The following is a 15794-nucleotide window of genomic DNA, read 5'->3' as shown; positions in this document are numbered from 1 at the left end:
TCCACGGAAGCCGCGGTTGCCGTCCGATGGCGGCGCAGCTCCCGACGACACCTGGTCGTTTGTCAGTCCATGCTTGGATGTCCGTTTGAGACGAACGCTGCTGCTAGTCCCGTGGGAGAAGGCGACTTCGCGCCATAAATCCGGACATGCGCGCGCCGGAACGCGGGCACAAAGTGTCGCCCGTCGCAAGAGGCAGGTGATCGAATTCGCGCTTGTCACACCGGCTGTATGAGTGTCGTACAATCTTCTTAAAGTCGGCTTATGTCGTTGGCGCAATGGCAATGCACGAACGCGCCCGGCCCGATCCCCAGACCGGACGAATCGCGCTGCGATCGGCATATGGGGCCGGCCATTTCTCTAAGAGCTTCGCGTGGAGCTTCACCGATCTTCTTCTAGCTTATTATGCGAATGTGCGGCTGGGGCTTTCCGCCGGCGATACCGGGCTGCTCATCTTCCTCTCGGCGGTGCTGGGCGCGCTGGCCGACGTCGCCGCGGCCTGGGTGATGCGCCGTGCGGAAGGCGATCTCAGCCGGATTCTGGCGCTCCAGTGCGTCGCCGGGCTGGCGGCGGCGGCGGCGCTGCTCGTGGTGTTCCGTCCGGCGCACGGGGGCGACGTGGCGTTCGTGGGCCTTGCCCTCGCGCTGGCACTGTTCCGCACCCTCTTCGCGTTTTACGATGTCGCGCAGAACGCGCTGGTATCGTTGTTGCCCGGAGATGCCGAGGAGGCGCACCATTATGCGGTGATGCGGCAGACGCTGAGCGGGGTGGCGCGACTTGCGGTGGCGGGGCTGGCGTTCCTGCTGGTCGGTACCGCCGCTCCGGCCGGCGGCCGCGAGATCGTCGTGGCCGGGGTAATCGCAACGCTGATCGCGGCGAGCGCCGGCTGGATACTGCGGTGGCGAGGCGCTTTGCCGGCGGCAGCCACAGCGGTTGGACGACCGCGCTCGATGCCCGCGGGGCTCGCGACGCTGCTCGTCGCCGGCGCCGCGCTGGCCGGCCCCGAAGCGATGGCGATGCGGCTGGTGCCATTCGTCGATGGGCGTGCCCCTGACGAGTCCGCCGGCGCGGCGCTGCTGTTCGCGCTAGTGCTCGGCAGTGTGATCGGGCCGCTGGGGTTGCCGCGCCCGGACCGCGGGGTGATGCGGCCGGCGCTGGCGTTCACCGCGCTCGCCGTGCTGGCGGGGCTGGTATTTCTGGCCGCCCCGCACGCTGGCCTGCTCGCGCTTGCCGCCTGTCTTGCGCACGGTGTGGGCTTCGGCGGCATGATGGCGCTGTTCTGGCGCGAGATGGGCACGGCGATCCGCGATCACGCGCTTCGCACCGGGGTGCGGACCGACATGATCAGCTTCGCGCTGCTCACTGCGACGATCAAGCTGGCCGGAGCGCTGTCGGGCGTGGGGCTCGCGTTTCTGCTCGACGGGTTCAAGGCGGGCACGCCCACGACGATGGCGGCGCTGGCCGCGATCATCGCCGTGGGCGGTCTGGTCTTCCTGCTGACGATCGCGCCGGGTTACCGCTTCGGCATCTCAAGCAGCGGATTGCGGCGCGCCACGCCGCCGCCCGGCAGCCGCACGACATAGGGCGTTCCGAAGGCGTTGCCGGGATGCTCGAAGTCGGTCGAGACGATCTGCGCGCCGCTGGCGAAGGCGGCATCGGCGCGACGCATGTCGTTGGTCTTGGCCTCATAGGCCTCGATGTCCGAGCGGGTGCGGACGATATAGCCCTGCCGGACATAGTCGCGAATCTGCGCCTGCCGGACCAGCGCATTGTCGAACATCAGGAACGCGGCATGATCCTCTCCGGGTTCGGCGCGCAGGAACGCCATCCGCCCTTTTAGCGAGGGATGCCCGGCCACATAGCCGCGCGTCGATTCCTCGCCGTTGGCGGTGATCATCAGGATCATGATCTTGCCGCGCGCGACCTTCAGGCTGGGCCAGCCCCCCGCGCGGATCGCCGCGTTCAGTGTCGGATGCGATCCGCGCACGTCGTCGGGGGTGATGAGCCGGCGGCGACCAACCACCGCGACGATCTCCGCGTCGAGCGCATCGAACAGCGCCGGGGTAAACGGCACCGTGTGGGTCGGGCCGGGCAGCAACGGCAGATCGGACGATTTCGCCTCCAGCACCAGGAACAACGGCACATGCCCGGGGTGCGCATCCGACCAGTCGCGCACCTGCGCGAGGCATTGCTTCAGCGGCTGGCAATGACTGCGAAAGTCGATGTCGGGGATGTGGAGCACCTTGTAGCCCGGCGGCGCCAGCGCGCGCGCGTCGAATGGCAACAGCCCGGTCGCACCGTGTGCGCGCAGCAAACGGTAGCCGGCAGGGTCGGCGAACGTGCCGCCCTCGGGGTCTGGATTGACGTCGATTTCGAGGCTGCGCATCCCCTCGTTCAACTGCGTGGTAAGGTCGGGGTGCAGATAGCTCAGCCCATCGCTGATAGAGACGTCGTTGGGATGTTCCTCACGGAACAGCGCGCGCTGCGCCGGCGGCAGCTTGTTCGGCAGATCGGTGGTCACGCGGCCGAGAATCGGATCGACGATCGCCAACAGCCGCGTATCGACGGGCATGGCATAGCTGTTGTGGGTGCCGAGCACCTGGATCTCGTTGATCTTGAGATCGGGATTGAGATCGGGCGCCTCCGTTTTGGGGGCTGGGCTGGCGGCAATAAGCGCCGCGGCGAACGCCGCGAGCGAAACGTGCGGTCGGGGCATAGATGCTCCTTGAGCGAGGCGAAGGCCTGCCAGCCCCGGCGATCGGCCGGGGCTGGCAGAGACTCAGAAACCGAATTTGGCAAAGACGCCGACGGTGCGATGCGCGTCGCGGGCGATATAATGCACGAGGCTCAGCGTGCTATATTGCTGGAACGCCGCCGAATAATAGGTGTCGAACAGGTTGCGACCATAGACGCCGAACTCGAAATCGCGGTTCGCTGGCGACAGGCTGACGCGGCCGTTGGCGACGCCGTAGCCAGGTATTTCTGAATAGGCCGGCTGGCCGATCACCGTCCAGACCTTGCTGCGATAGGCGTAATCGAGATTGGCGCGGACGCGCAGATTGCCGCCGATCTCGCGTTCGTAGGTCGCGCTGACGTTGCCCTGCCATTCGGGCGCGTTGGTCAGCCGAGTGCCAGCGTAATTGGTGGTCGCGTTATAGGCGTAATCGGTGAAGCGCGCATCGGTATAGGTCAGACCGCCACTTAGCGTCAGCGCGTCGGTCGCGCGCCACGCGAAGGTCGCCTCGGCGCCCCGGCTCTTCAGGCCGCCGGCATTGCCGATCGCCACCACCGCCAGCGGATTGCCCGGCACGAAGGTGACGAGGGAGGTCTGGAAATTGGTGAATTTCGAGCTGAACAGATCGAAGTTGAGGCGCACGCGGCGGTCGAACAACTCGGTCTTGATGCCGGCCTCGATGCTCTTCACCGTCTCGTCCTTATAGGGCGAGTAATTGTTGCCGACGAACCCCGGACCGCTCGGCTTGTAGCCCGTCGACCAGCTCGCATAGAGCATGACGTGCCGATCGAGCTTGTACTGGCCGGCGATGCGGTACGAGAAATTGTCGCTTTTGATTTCCCCAAACGGCTGCACCGGCGCCGCGCTGGTGGGGGTGAACGTCGCGTTCACGCCGGTCAGCGGCAGCGGATCGATCCAGAAGAACGTGTAGGCCTGGCTGTTGTCGTCATGCGTGTAGCGCCCGCTGAACGCGAGGCTGGCGCGCGGCGTGACGTTGAACTTGAGCTGTCCGAACGCGGCCTCGCTGGTGTTTGTCGCCTTGAACCGCGCGGCGTTGCCGGGATCGCCGATCGCGCCGGTCAGCACGTAAAACTTGGTGAGCGGCACACCGGCCGACGAGACCAGCGGCGTACCCAGCGTCGCCCATTGCAACTGGGTCGAATCGTTGCGCAGCCGGTTATAGAACAGCCCGCCGAGATATTCGACGAAGCCGCCTGTCGGCGAGGCCCAGCGCAGTTCCTGACTGATCTTGCGCGCGTGGATGGTGCCCTGATTATACGGGAGGAAGGCGAATTTGTCGGCGGGCACAAGGTTGGCCGGGGCATCGCCGGTATACTTCGTCTCACGATAGGCGGTGATCGAGGTGAGCGTGTCGCGCCCGATCTTGATCTGCGCGCGCAGCGAATGGCCCCAGGTCGCGGTCTGCGTCCGGCCCATCTTGGAATCGGCGTCGTCGTCATTCTCCGGCCCCGGCGTCACGCCATTGGCGATCTGCAGAGCCGTCACCGCCGGAAGCGCACCCGAGACCGAGGTGCGGATGAAATTGTCCCAGTGATGCTCGTAATCGTTGAAATAGGTCAGTTCGATACGGTCGCTCGGCTGGAACAGCAGCTTGGCACGATAGCCATATTCCTTGAACGAATTGAGCGGCTGATTGAGCGTGGTGTAGCGGCCATAGCCCTCCTGCCCCTGATCGAAACCGGAGACGCGCAGCGCCAGCGTATCACCGATCGGCACGTTCAGCGTCACCGTGGCGTTACGATCCTCGCGCTCGCCGTAGCTCGCGCTGCCCTTAGCTGAGAGTTGGCCGAGCACGGGTTTTACGGTGGTCACCGAGATCACGCCCGACGTGGCGTTCTTGCCGAACAGCGTGCCTTGCGGCCCCATCAGCACGTCAATCTGCTGGATGTCGGACAGCCCGGTAAGGCCGGTGTCGCGTTGCGCGTCCATCACCACGTCATCGACTACGAGGCTGACCGACTTTTCGTTGGAATAATCGAACGAGGTGCTGCCGACGCCACGGATCTGGAAGGCCGCGCCGTTGGTCGCATCGAACTGAACGCCGGGCACGACATATTGCAGGTCGGTCACCGAGCGGAAACTGGAATTTTCCAGCGCCTCGCCGCTGACCGACGTGATCGAGACCGGCACGTCCTGCAGGCTTTCCCTGCGGCGCTGCGCGGTGACGACGATGGTGGCAAGCCCCTCGTCCGGCGCGGCCTGCGTTTCCGGCGCGGACGCGGGTGCGGCTTGCTGAGCATACGCTTGTGCGAACGGCATGCCGGTGGCGGCAGTACCGAGCAGAAGCAAATGATGGAGGCGACGTACAGATATCATTGGTCCGAATCCCCGTTTCGTTGGCTGACGCAGCAGCGGCTATCAGCGGCCAATGACGCTTGCGTGACAGTTGTACGATAAACTTCGCCGTTTCTGCCTCGTAAAACCATCGCAAGGTACATTTGTACGAATTTCAGTCGCGGCGGGCGGTGGCCTGAAGGCGGTCGATCAGCGCAAATGCTGAGGTGTCGGCCGCAGGGTCGCGCACGCCATCCAGCAGCAACTGGCCAATGCCGGTCATGGCCATCGCCTGCGCGGACAGCAGATCGAACGGCGCCCCGCCATCGACCAACCGATTGAGGCGCACGAGGTAATTCTCGCCGCGGCGACGGCGCATGTCCGCCGCGAACGGTTTGAGGCTCGGGACGCGCGCCGCCACCAGCGCGATGGCGAAGGTGGCGCGCGCGATCTCGATGCTGTTCAGTTCATACTCGGGTTCGCTCATCCGTTGCGCGTCGACGGTCCCCTGCACGCGGACGATGATGTCGTTGATCCCCGCTTTCAGCAAATCCTCCTGCCGGGGGAAGTGATAGGCGAGCGTGGAATTGGCATAGCCCGCGCGCGCGGCGACGGCGCGGTGCGTTACCGCGTCTGCCCCCTCCTCGACGATCAGCGCCGAGATGTGGCGCGCGGCCTTGATCTGCCAGTCGCTCATCGCCGGCGTGCGGTAGCGGCCAGTCGCGTCCAGCGCGTCCCCAAGCGCGGCGTGGAACACCGCGAACTGCGAGAGATCGGGCGAGTCGGGTGTCCGCACCAATGCGCCGCACAGGCGCTGGAGATTGAGCCGGCGCAGCCAGCGATAGCTGGCGAACTCGCCGATCGCGAGACCATGCGCGATCTCGTCGGTGCTGAAGGCGTGGAGGACGTCGCCAAGCTCGGGCCGCCCGAGCGGTGCCGCCACCGCGCGCCAGAACGTCAACCGCTGGACCTGCCAGGCGGAGAGCGCGCCGGCGATCTCGGGATGCGACGGTGCGCCCTGAATCAGCTCGCAGTAGAAGCGCGTACGCAGTGCGGCGACGCCGACCATGTCGCCAACGACAGCATCGACCAGATCGCCGAGCAACGCACCATCGCGCACGTCGAGCGCGCGGATGCGGGCGAGCCAGCGATCGAGAAACGCACCGTCCTCCGCGCGCGCAGCGGCAATCAAGCTCGCGACCAGCGTGTCCTTGAGACCAAAGCGGTGGGACAAGGCCGAGACGGTCGCGCCGAGTTGCTCGGCGAGCGGCCGCAGGCTCAGCCCGCCGAGACCGTTCGCCGCGACCAGCGTCATCGCGGCATGGAGAACGGAGGGTAGATCGGTATCGGCGCGCTTCGGCATCACGGGTCCGTCGTCGTTCGAGGGGGCGCCGGGGCCGGTGGACCAGCCCCGAACGCTTATACGTTTCGCATTCTAGTACGCCCGACACGTCTTGCCCAGGAAAACGGTCACGTAATATTTCGTACATGTGTAACGTTGCGGTCATCCGCGGGCGGTAGAGCGGGCGCACGCGATCAGGCGGGGGGAAGAATGGCGATGCGATGTCGAGACGATGAAACCGCCCGTCGGCGTGGCTGGCAGGCGGCGCCGCTGCTCTTGCTCATCGCGACCGCCGCGCGCGCGGCACCGCAGGGCGATGGCTTTGTCTGCCCACCGGTGCCGGCCGCGCTGGTCGCGTACCGGAACGCGGCGGACACGCCACCGCCGCCTTCGGCCGCGGACCTCGCGGTCTATCACGCCTATGTTCAGGTCCTCCAGGCGAACGACTGGGCCTATCTCTGCCGATATCGCGACGAGAACCGCGCCGCGCTGCGCGAACCGCGCCCGCGCGTCGTTCTACTCGGCGATTCGATCACCGAGAATTGGAAGGCGCGCGACCCGAAGCTGTTCGCGGCGGGCATCGTCGATCGCGGCATCGGCGGCCAGACCGCGCCGCAGATGCTGTTGCGTTTTTATCAGGACGTGATCGCGCTGCGGCCGCGGGTCGTGCATATCATGGCCGGCACCAACGATATCGCCGGCAACACCGGCGCGACCAGCGACACGCAATATCGCGACACGATCCGCACGATGGTCGATCTTGCGCGCGCACACGGCATCAAGGTCATCCTCGCGAGCATCCTGCCCGCCCGCGCTTTTCCGCAACGGCCGGACGTGCGGCCGGCGGCGCGTATCCGCGCCTGGAACGCTTGGCTGCGCGATTATGCGCGGGCCGACGGACTCGTCTTCGTCGATTATCATGCCGCGCTGACCGATGCCGAGGGCGGGTTGCGTCCCGAACTAACGAGCGATGGGGTGCATCCGACCCGTGCCGGCTACGTGCCGATGGACGCGCTGTTCCTGCGCGCACTGGCCGAAGCCGAGCGACCCTGACCGACATGATCCGAGGAAACACACCGGACACGCGGCGCCCGGCGCCGGCCGGTCCCGATCGGCGCAAATTTGGCGTGGGTGCGCTCGCATCGCTGTTCGCTGCCACGGTGCCGCAGGCGCGAGCCCTCGCGGGAAGCGCGTCGCCCGACCCCGCAGCATGGTCGCACGCCTGGCCGCCTGCGGACGTGATCCCCTTGTGGCCGGACGTGCCGCCGGGTCGGATCGACGGGTTCGAGGTGCCGGCGACGCCATCGGGCTGGGCGGGCGGGGCGTGGCCCGCCGCCTTCCTGCGGCGCACGGCGATGCCGACGCTCAACGTATTCCGCCCGGCGAATCCCACCGGGGAGGCGCTGCTGGTGTGCCCCGGCGGCGCCTATGTGTTCGTGTCGGCGGCGATCGAAGGTGTCGATGTCGCGCGCGCGTTCACAGCGCTCGGCGTCACGGTGTTCGTGCTCAGCTACCGCTTGCCCGGTGAGGGCTGGCAGGACCGCGCGAACGTGCCGCTGCAGGATGCGCAGCGCGCGATGCGGCTGATCCGCGCGCGCGCGACCGCGTTCGGGATCGCGCCCGAACGCCTCGGCGTGCTCGGCTTTTCGGCGGGCGGGCATCTCGCCGCGACGCTGGCGGTCGATCATGTCGAACCGGTCTATCAACCCGTCGATAGCGCCGACCGGCAGAGTGCGCGGCCGGCCTATGCCGGGCTGATCTATCCAGTGATCCTGACCGACGGCCCGCTCGCCCATGCGCGCTCACGCGCCGAACTGCTCGGTCCGTCACCGTCGCCGGAGCAGGTGGCGCATCGATCGCCCAACCTCCGCGTTTCGGCTGTCACGCCGCCGTGTTTCCTGGCTCATGCGTCGGACGATACGACGGTGTCGATCGACAACAGCCTGGCCATGTATGCGGCACTGCGGGCGGCCAAAATCGTGTGCGAGGGCCATTTCTTCGCGCAAGGACAGCACGCCTTCGGGATCGGTCGGGCCGATCAGCCGAGCGAGCTCTGGCCGCAGCTCTTCGCGCGCTGGGCGCAATCCACATTGCGGCAAGTGTCGCTCGAGTGACCGTCCCCGGATCGCGTCGGCATTGGCCATCCCGCTGGCGGTGCCCCAGGCGGATCCGGCCCGAACCCTGCAAGAGCCGTAGGTTGCGCACGTAGATCGTCGTAGCAGCGCGTCCGGCGCCTTATTGCCGGGTCGCTAGGTCCGGCGCCATCGGGTTCTTCACGACATCGGCACAGCGCAGTGTAGCCGTGGTCGGAAAATCGCGGAACGGCAATTTCTGTCCGAAGCCGCCGCTCAGGCCCTGCGGCAGGAATGATCGCAAAGTCCCAGTATCGGACCTTCAACGAAGCCTTGGAGGGCTTCAGAACGAAGGGCAGCTTTTAGGGACGCCGATCGGCACATTGAATGGCGACCATAGGGCGCGTTACTGCCGGAATCGCCCGGCGGCGCGAATGTCCGGGATCGGCCGGCCGGCACCGAAAAACTCGCTGGCAGGAATCCACGCACTTCAGACTCTGTGCGCCACCTAACGCCTCAGCTGCCGGCTGCCGGCTGCCGCCTGCCGCCTGCCGAGACAGGATTCGGCGAGACTAGCTGCCGTCAGCGGCGCCATTAGACATGCGTCAGATAGCGTAAAAGGGTGCCGCTGACGCCGCCAGCAGACCCATTATATTCCATTGTATCTGTTTGATTCTTTGGTCGGGGCGACAGGATTCGAACCTGCGACCCCCACACCCCCAGTGTGATGCGCTACCAGGCTGCGCTACGCCCCGACCGAGGGTGGGGCACATATGCGGGTGAAGCGCGGGATGCAAGCGCGGGTTGCCTGCTGGCTGAAATCGCCCGCCGCGCGACGGCAAGAACAGGTGATCGATTCAACCTGTTCGGCCCCTGCCGCAGAATGGCGTTGGACGGGATCCCCGGATTCCGGCCATGCTCTTTCTGTTGTCTAGATATGCCCATTTCCCTGTTCGGGGCAGCATTTTCCCTGTTCCGCGCGGGAAATTCCCTGTTCCGAATAACAGGGAATTCACTATTATATCATTGAATTTATGCCATAATAATCGCCGAAGACCACGCATCGCGGTAAAAAGAAAAGATTTCCCTGTTAAATTCCCTGATAATCGCCCGGAACAGGGAATGGCGGTTGGGCCTGTTGGTAATTGGGTCGTTCGATCGCCAGTCAGGAGGCGAGTCGCCGCGCTTCATTCGCCGATCAGGGTCTTCCAGAACGCGCCGTCCCACGCCTTCACGCTGATTTCCAGGATGTCGAACGCGGCCAGCTTCCTGCCGAACTCCTTCTGGTGATCGGCGACGCCATGGGCGTCCAGCGCTTCGGCTGAGGCCCATCGTTCGGAAATGCGGATGAGGTCGGGGTCGCCGACATCATAGGCGAAGTTGTAATAGTCGCAGCCATCCTCGGCATTGCTTGCGGCCATATGGTCGACAAGAAGATCGCGCAGCTTCACGCCTTCGCCACTGGCGACGCGGATATGTCCCAATACGATGACGGTCATGGCACTTCCCCCTGATGATCCGGCCGGGCTTGATGCCTAACCGATTGTTGCGTGGTCACCGGACAAGTGATAGCGCGCGGCGCTTATAGAGCGGGCCTTGCCCCTTTCGATACCCCAGCCATTTCGGCCAAGAATTCAGGATACCATGTTCGCAACCCCAGCCTATGCAGCAACCGGCGCCGCCTCGAGTGGCGGTTCCTTTCTGGTGCTCATTCCGTACCTGCTGCTCATCCCGGTATTCTATTTCCTGGTGCTGCGCCCGCAGCAGCTGAAGGCGAAGGCGCACCGGGCCACGCTGGACTCGGTGAAGAAGAATGATTCGGTCGTGACGGCAGGCGGCCTGGTCGGCAAGGTGACCAAGGTCGACGAGCGCTTCGTCGAGGTAGAGATCGCCCCCACCGTCAAGGTGCGTGTGGTCAAGGCGATGCTGGCGGAGGTTACTCCGTTCGGCTCCAAGCCTGCGAACGATTAATCCGATGCTTGATTTCCCGCGCTGGAAGATCACCTCGATCCTGGTGCTGCTCGCCGCGCTGATGGCGCTGGCGATTCCGAGCTTCGTCCCGGAGAAATATACCCAGAGCTGGATGCCGCGGATCAGCCTTGGCCTCGATCTCGCTGGCGGTATCCATCTCCTGTACGAGGCGGATACCGACGCATTCGTCGAGACTCGGCTGGACAATATGAGCCAGCAGATTTCGGGCGCGCTCAAGCGGAGCCCGCGAATCGATATTGGCGACATATCCTCGAAGGGCGGCCAGCTGAGCTTCCTGGTCCGCGACGTCACCAAGATCGATGAGGTTCGCGAGCGTCTGCTGACGGTCGCTGGCAGCGGCGCCGGGCTTACCGGCCAGCGCGTCTGGGATATCAGCGTCGTCGATGCGAGTCGCTTCGTGGTCACGCCGACCAAGGCGGGCGTCACCCAGGCGGTCAACCAGGCGATGGACGACACGACCGAGAATATCCGTCGTCGCATCGACGCGCTCGGCACCAAGGAGCCGGTGGTCGTCCGCCAGGGCAGCAACCGGATTCTCGTCCAGGTGCCGGGTCTGCAGAATCCGGACCAGCTCAAGCAGCTGGTCGGCAAGACCGCCAAGCTCGAATTCAAGATGGTCGACGATTCGCTCGGCAACACCCAGGTCACCAAGGATACTCCGGCACCGATCGGCAGCCAGGTGCTGCCCTATCCGGAAGGGGGCGGCTACATCGTCGTGAAACGTCCGGTGATCCTGACCGGCGGGCAACTGACCGAGGCGAGCCAGGGCTTCGCGCAACAGACGAACGCGCCGATCGTCAACTTCACCTTCAATAGCGAAGGCGGGCGCAAATTCGCCCGCATCACCCAGCAGTTCACCGGCCAGCGGTTCGCGGTGATCATCGACAATGTCGTCATCTCCGCGCCGCGGATCAACACGCCGATCCTTGGCGGCAGCGGTTATATCGAGGGCAATTTCACCGCCGCGTCGGCCAATGAGCTGGCGATCGCGCTGAAGTCCGGCCAGCTGGCGATGGACCTGAAGGTCGTCGAGGAACGTACCGTCGGCCCCGATCTCGGCAAGGAATCGATCCATGCCGGCATCCTCGCGTCGGCAATCGCCGCCGCGGCCGTGGTGATCTTCATGTTCATCACCTATGGCCGCTTCGGCGCCTATGCGAACCTCGCGGTCGTCATCAACGTGTTCGTGATCCTCGGTGTCATGGCAGTGTTCGGCAGCACCCTGACCTTGCCTGGCATCGCCGGCTTCGTTCTGACGATCGGTACGGCGGTCGACGCCAACGTGCTGATCAACGAACGTATCCGCGAGGAGCGGCGGCGTGGGCGAAGCGTGATCCAGTCGGTCGAACTTGGCTACAAGGAAGCCAGCCGCACGATTTTCGAGGCGAACATGACTCATGCCATTTCCGGCGTCATCATGCTGGCCCTGGGATCGGGCCCCGTGAAGGGTTTCGCCGTCGTGCTGCTGATCGGTATCTGCACCTCGGTGTTCACCGCCGTCACCTTCACCCGCATGCTCGTCGTGCTCTGGGTCCGCCGCACACGCCCCAGCGACATCAACATCTGATCGGGCAGCATCATGCGTCTCCTCAAACTCGTCCCCGATAACACCAACCTCCCCTTCGTCTCGCTGCGCGCGTGGGCGTTCGGCCTGACGATTGCCCTGTCCCTCGCGTCGATCGCCCTCGTCTTCGTCAACAAGCTGAACTTCGGCGTCGATTTCGTCGGAGGTCTGATGATCGAGGAGAAGTTCCAGCAGGACCCGAATCTCGACAAGCTGCGATTGACACTGGAGCGGCTACAGGTCGGTGAGGTCCGCCTTCAGCCGATCGGCAACAACAAGACCATCTCCATCCGCATGCCGCTGCCGAAGAGCGCGGATCCCGGCGCGACCAATGCGGTCGTGCAGCGGGTCCAGGCCGCCATCGTCAAGGACTTCCCCGACGCGACCTTCTCGCGCCAGGACACCGTCGACGCGAAGGTATCGGACGAACTTCTGTGGAGGGGCGGTCTTGCCGTGGTCCTGGCGATCCTCGGCATCGGCCTGTTCGCGATCTTCCGCTTCGAATGGCAATTCGGCGTCTCGACCGTCGTCGCCATCGTCCACGATCTGCTGATGACGCTCGGCTTCTTCGCGCTCACCCAGTTCGAGGTCGACCTGAACATCGTCGCCGCCGTGCTCACCATCATCGGCTATTCGATCAACGACAAGATCGTCATCGACGACCGAATCCGCGAGAATATGCGCCGCTATCGCAAGATGGACATGCCGCAGATCGTCGATCTTTCGGTCAACGAGACGCTGCCGCGCACGGTGATGACCTCGGTCACCATCCTTCTCGCCCTGTTCGCGATGCTGATCTTCGGCGGCCATGTGCTGCGCGGCTTCACCGCGGCGATGATCCTCGGCATCTTCGTCGGCACCTATTCGTCGATCTACGTCTCGTCCTCGCTGCTCATTTCGCTCGGCCTGCGCGCCGAGCCGAAGGCAGAAGACGGCGCGGGCTCGAAGGCCGAACGGGTCGCCTACAAGGACATGCCCTGAAGCCAGGAGCGTCCGGCATGCGCATGGACAGGGGACAGCAGACCGACGGGCCGATCATCTCCGCTTTCTCGAGCGGCGGGTTCAAGGTGGATGACGGCGTCTACCATGCCCTGCTGATCACGCCGGTGCGCGCCGATGGCTGGACGCCGCCGCCGCTAGAGGCGCTGGGCATCGACGATATCGCCCCCCTGCTCGGGCTCGATCCGTTTCCCGAATTCCTGCTGCTTGGGACCGGGCCGGCGCTGGTGCGACCGCCCGTGTCGTTCGTCCGCGCGGTCGAGTCGCGCGGGCTCGGCATCGAGGCGATGGACAGCCGTGCGGCGGCGCGGGCCTGGGCAGTGCTGCGCGGCGAAGGCCGCTGGATCGCGGGCGCGCTCTACCCGCTTTGACCGGCGCCGGGCGGGCGGTTATCATACCCCGTGCTCAAGGAGCCCGGGGGAGATATCGCATGAAGCTGCTTGTCGGACTGACGCTGCTCGCCGTACCGCTATTCTCAATTCCCGCCGCTGCCCAGACCGCGCCTACGGCCGGTCCGACACCCGCGGCGAGCCCCGCGCCATCGCCCGATTATGCGCAGGATTCGGCGTGGCTCTGCCGCCCCGGCCGCGCCGATGCCTGTGCCGTCAACCAGGACGTCACCGTCATCCAGGCGAACGGCAAAAGGAAGATCGAGAAGTTCAAAGCCGCACCCGCGCCGCAGTTCGACTGCTTCTACGTCTACCCGACCGTTTCCAACGATCCGACGCCCAACAGCGACATGACGCCCGGGCCCGAGGAGCTGGCGGTGGCAGCATCGCAGGCGGCGCGCTTCGCGTCGGAATGCCGGGTGTTCGCGCCGCTCTATCGTCAGGTCACGCTGACCGCGTTGCGTGCCTTCATCACCGGCCAGCCAGTCGCGATGGACCGTGACATGCCGGTCAATGATGTGACGGCGGCCTGGAACGACTATCTCGCGCGCGACAACAAGGGCCGCGGCGTGGTGCTGATCGGGCACAGCCAGGGCTCGAACGTGCTGAAGACGCTGATCGCCAAGACGATCGAGACATCCCCGATCCGCCGCAACATCATCTCGGCGATGCTGATCGGCGCCAATGTCGCGGTGCCGCAGGGCAAGGATGTCGGTGGCGACTTCAAGCGGATGCCGCTGTGCCGCAACGACGACCAGTTCAATTGCGTGATCAGCTACACAACCTTCCGCGCCGATTCGCCGCCGCCGGCCAACAGCCGATTCGGCAAGGTGCCCGATGCCGGCATGGTCGCCGCCTGCACCAACCCGGCGGCGCTCGGTGGTGGCAAGGCGGTGACCGATGCGATCCTCGGCACCAAGGGCGCCGGTACCGGAAGCGCGACGATGGGACCATGGACCAGCGACAATCTGCCGGTCACCACCGCCTTCGTGAAGGTGCCCGACCTGATCTCGGCCGAATGCGTGTCGAAGGACGGGTTCGACTATCTTGCCGTCACGGTGAACGCCAACCCGGCCGATCCGCGCACCGACACGATCGTGGGCGACGTGATGGTCGGCGGCGTGATGCTCAAGGACTGGGGCCTACACCTGATCGACATGCCAGTGGAGATGGGCAATCTGGTCGACCTCGCCGACCGCCAGGCGGCGGCGTGGCGCGGCACGCCGTACAAGGCGAAGAAGCGCTAGGCGACCAGCCCGGCGAGATGGTCGTATAACGCGGTGCTGTTCGCTTCCCAGGTGAAGCGTTCGGCGCCCCGGCGCACGGCGGCCGAATCTGGCGGATGCGCGAGCAGGTCGCCGATCGCTTCCGCAAAGGCGCGTGAGTCGCGGGTGGTGATTCGGCCGTAGGCCGGATCGGTCACCACTTCGGCGGCGCCACCGGCAGTGGTGATCACGATCGGCGTGCCGCAGGCAAGTGCCTCGACCCAGGCGTTCGCCAACCCCTCGGACGCCGAGGCGAGCGCCATCACGTCCGCCGCGGCAAGCAGCTCCGGCAGGTCCGCGTGCGGAATGCCGCCGAGCAGCCTCACCCGATCGGCCAGGCCAAGCGAGTCGATCTTCGTCTGCAACGCGCCGCGCTCCGGCCCCTCGCCCGCGATCAGGAGCGTGACGCCTGGCAATGCGGCGACCGCGTCGATGGCGATGTCATGCCCCTTGCGCGGGATCAGCGCGCCGAGCGAGACGACCAACGCCCCGGTCACCCCGTAGGCCCCCTTGGCCGCGATCCGGTCGCGCGGCGCAAAACGGCCGAGATCGACGCCGGTATGATGAACCCGGATGCGCTCGGCCGGAATACCGATCGCGGCCATATCCGCCTTCATCGCCTCGGACACGGCGAGCAACCCGTCGGCGCCCTGCCCCGCCGCGATCACCTGGCTCGCGGTTTGGGGCGAGTGGCCCCAATAATGGATGTCGGCGCCCCGCGCCTTGATCGATACCGGCACGCCGAAATGCCGGCCCAGCGCGACCGCCGCCGGCCCGTCGGGGAAGAAGAATTCCGCATCGATCACGTCGAAGGCGAAGTCGCGGCGAATCTCGGTCAGGAGCGGGAGCAGGCGCCGGACCAGCGAGCCGACGTGGTATCGGCCGCCCGTGCCGGGAAGTGTGGTGAAGCGCGGACGGCGGGTATCGATTCCCTTCCACGTCTCGCGCTCAGGCAAGGATGCAAGCGGCGCGTAGTGCGACAGGGCCCGAAGCGGCCAGGGCGGCAGGCCGACCGGCGCGACCAGCCGCAGATCGACATCGTCCCGCGCCGCGAGGCCGAGCGTCTGCCGCTCGACGAAGACCCCGAAATTGGGGCGGGTCGCATCCGGGAACAGGGTGGAGAGAGTGAGAACACGAAGCATGGC

Annotated in this window: 13 protein-coding genes and 1 tRNA gene; 8 read left to right on the top strand and 6 right to left on the bottom strand. The window is 65.7% G+C overall.

All coding sequences use genetic code 11. The features are described from left to right. Positions 1-281 precede the first annotated feature (281 nt). Positions 282-1580, top strand: coding sequence for an MFS transporter (locus AC1DT7_RS10150; protein ID WP_478035824.1), 1299 nt, complete (start codon positions 282-284; stop codon positions 1578-1580). On the opposite strand, the gene AC1DT7_RS10145 is transcribed toward AC1DT7_RS10150, so the two are convergent. The 3 genes from AC1DT7_RS10145 to AC1DT7_RS10135 all read right to left on the bottom strand — a co-directional run bounded on the left by AC1DT7_RS10145 (position 1511) and on the right by AC1DT7_RS10135 (position 6389). Continuing rightward, entirely contained in the window at positions 1511-2713 is a 1203-nt protein-coding gene (locus tag AC1DT7_RS10145) for a Ca2+-dependent phosphoinositide-specific phospholipase C (RefSeq protein WP_478035823.1), read from the bottom strand. The genes AC1DT7_RS10150 and AC1DT7_RS10145 overlap by 70 nt on opposite strands. Positions 2714-2776: 63 nt before the next feature. Further along, entirely contained in the window at positions 2777-5068 is a 2292-nt protein-coding gene (locus AC1DT7_RS10140) for a TonB-dependent receptor (RefSeq protein ID WP_478035822.1), read from the bottom strand. A 133-nt stretch (positions 5069-5201) separates the two neighbouring features. Then, complete coding sequence (locus AC1DT7_RS10135; protein ID WP_478035821.1) at positions 5202-6389, bottom strand: TetR family transcriptional regulator; 1188 nt, start codon at positions 6387-6389, stop codon at positions 5202-5204. Between the two features lie 189 nt (positions 6390-6578). Between AC1DT7_RS10135 and AC1DT7_RS10130 the strand changes: the two genes are divergently transcribed. Together AC1DT7_RS10130 and AC1DT7_RS10125 are read left to right on the top strand one after the other, a co-directional pair. After that, positions 6579-7421, top strand: coding sequence for a GDSL-type esterase/lipase family protein (locus AC1DT7_RS10130; protein ID WP_478035820.1), 843 nt, complete (start codon positions 6579-6581; stop codon positions 7419-7421). A gap of 5 nt (positions 7422-7426) precedes the next feature. After that, complete coding sequence (locus AC1DT7_RS10125; protein ID WP_478035819.1) at positions 7427-8482, top strand: alpha/beta hydrolase; 1056 nt, start codon at positions 7427-7429, stop codon at positions 8480-8482. Positions 8483-9118: 636 nt separating this feature from the next. On the opposite strand, the gene AC1DT7_RS10120 is transcribed toward AC1DT7_RS10125, so the two are convergent. Continuing rightward, positions 9119-9195, bottom strand: a tRNA-Pro gene (locus AC1DT7_RS10120). A gap of 432 nt (positions 9196-9627) precedes the next feature. Further along, positions 9628-9939: a putative quinol monooxygenase gene (locus AC1DT7_RS10115; protein ID WP_478035818.1), complete on the bottom strand. Its 312-nt coding sequence runs from the start codon at positions 9937-9939 to the stop codon at positions 9628-9630. A 145-nt stretch (positions 9940-10084) separates the two neighbouring features. Between AC1DT7_RS10115 and yajC the strand changes: the two genes are divergently transcribed. From yajC to AC1DT7_RS10090, 5 genes are read left to right on the top strand one after another with little or no spacing between them, the layout of a single operon-like run. Next, entirely contained in the window at positions 10085-10411 is a 327-nt protein-coding gene (yajC, locus tag AC1DT7_RS10110; protein WP_478035817.1) for a preprotein translocase subunit YajC, read from the top strand. 4 nt (positions 10412-10415) lie between these two features. After that, a complete protein-coding gene (secD, locus tag AC1DT7_RS10105) occupies positions 10416-11999 on the top strand; it encodes a protein translocase subunit SecD (RefSeq protein ID WP_478035816.1) in 1584 nt (527 codons plus the stop codon). 12 nt (positions 12000-12011) lie between these two features. Beyond that, the gene (gene secF, locus AC1DT7_RS10100; RefSeq protein ID WP_478035815.1) at positions 12012-12977 is read left to right on the top strand and encodes a protein translocase subunit SecF; all 966 of its coding nucleotides are present in this window, start codon (positions 12012-12014) and stop codon (positions 12975-12977) included. 17 nt (positions 12978-12994) lie between these two features. Next, positions 12995-13366 carry an MTH938/NDUFAF3 family protein gene (locus tag AC1DT7_RS10095; RefSeq protein ID WP_478035814.1) on the top strand — a complete coding sequence of 124 codons (372 nt, stop codon included), beginning with the start codon at positions 12995-12997 and terminating at the stop codon, positions 13364-13366. Between the two features lie 59 nt (positions 13367-13425). Next, positions 13426-14631 carry a DUF3089 domain-containing protein gene (locus AC1DT7_RS10090; RefSeq protein WP_478035813.1) on the top strand — a complete coding sequence of 402 codons (1206 nt, stop codon included), beginning with the start codon at positions 13426-13428 and terminating at the stop codon, positions 14629-14631. Here the strand turns inward: AC1DT7_RS10090 and AC1DT7_RS10085 are convergent. Beyond that, positions 14628-15791 (bottom strand): glycosyltransferase, encoded by a 1164-nt coding sequence (locus AC1DT7_RS10085; RefSeq protein ID WP_478035812.1) that lies wholly within the window; start codon positions 15789-15791, stop codon positions 14628-14630. The two genes, AC1DT7_RS10090 and AC1DT7_RS10085, sit on opposite strands and share 4 nt — an antisense overlap. Between the last annotated feature and the right edge of the window lie 3 nt (positions 15792-15794).

This window comes from Sphingomonas sp. P3_C6 (assembly GCF_056402595.1).
Note: the sequence above shows the minus strand (reverse complement) of the source record. Positions and strands in the feature narration are given on the sequence as shown.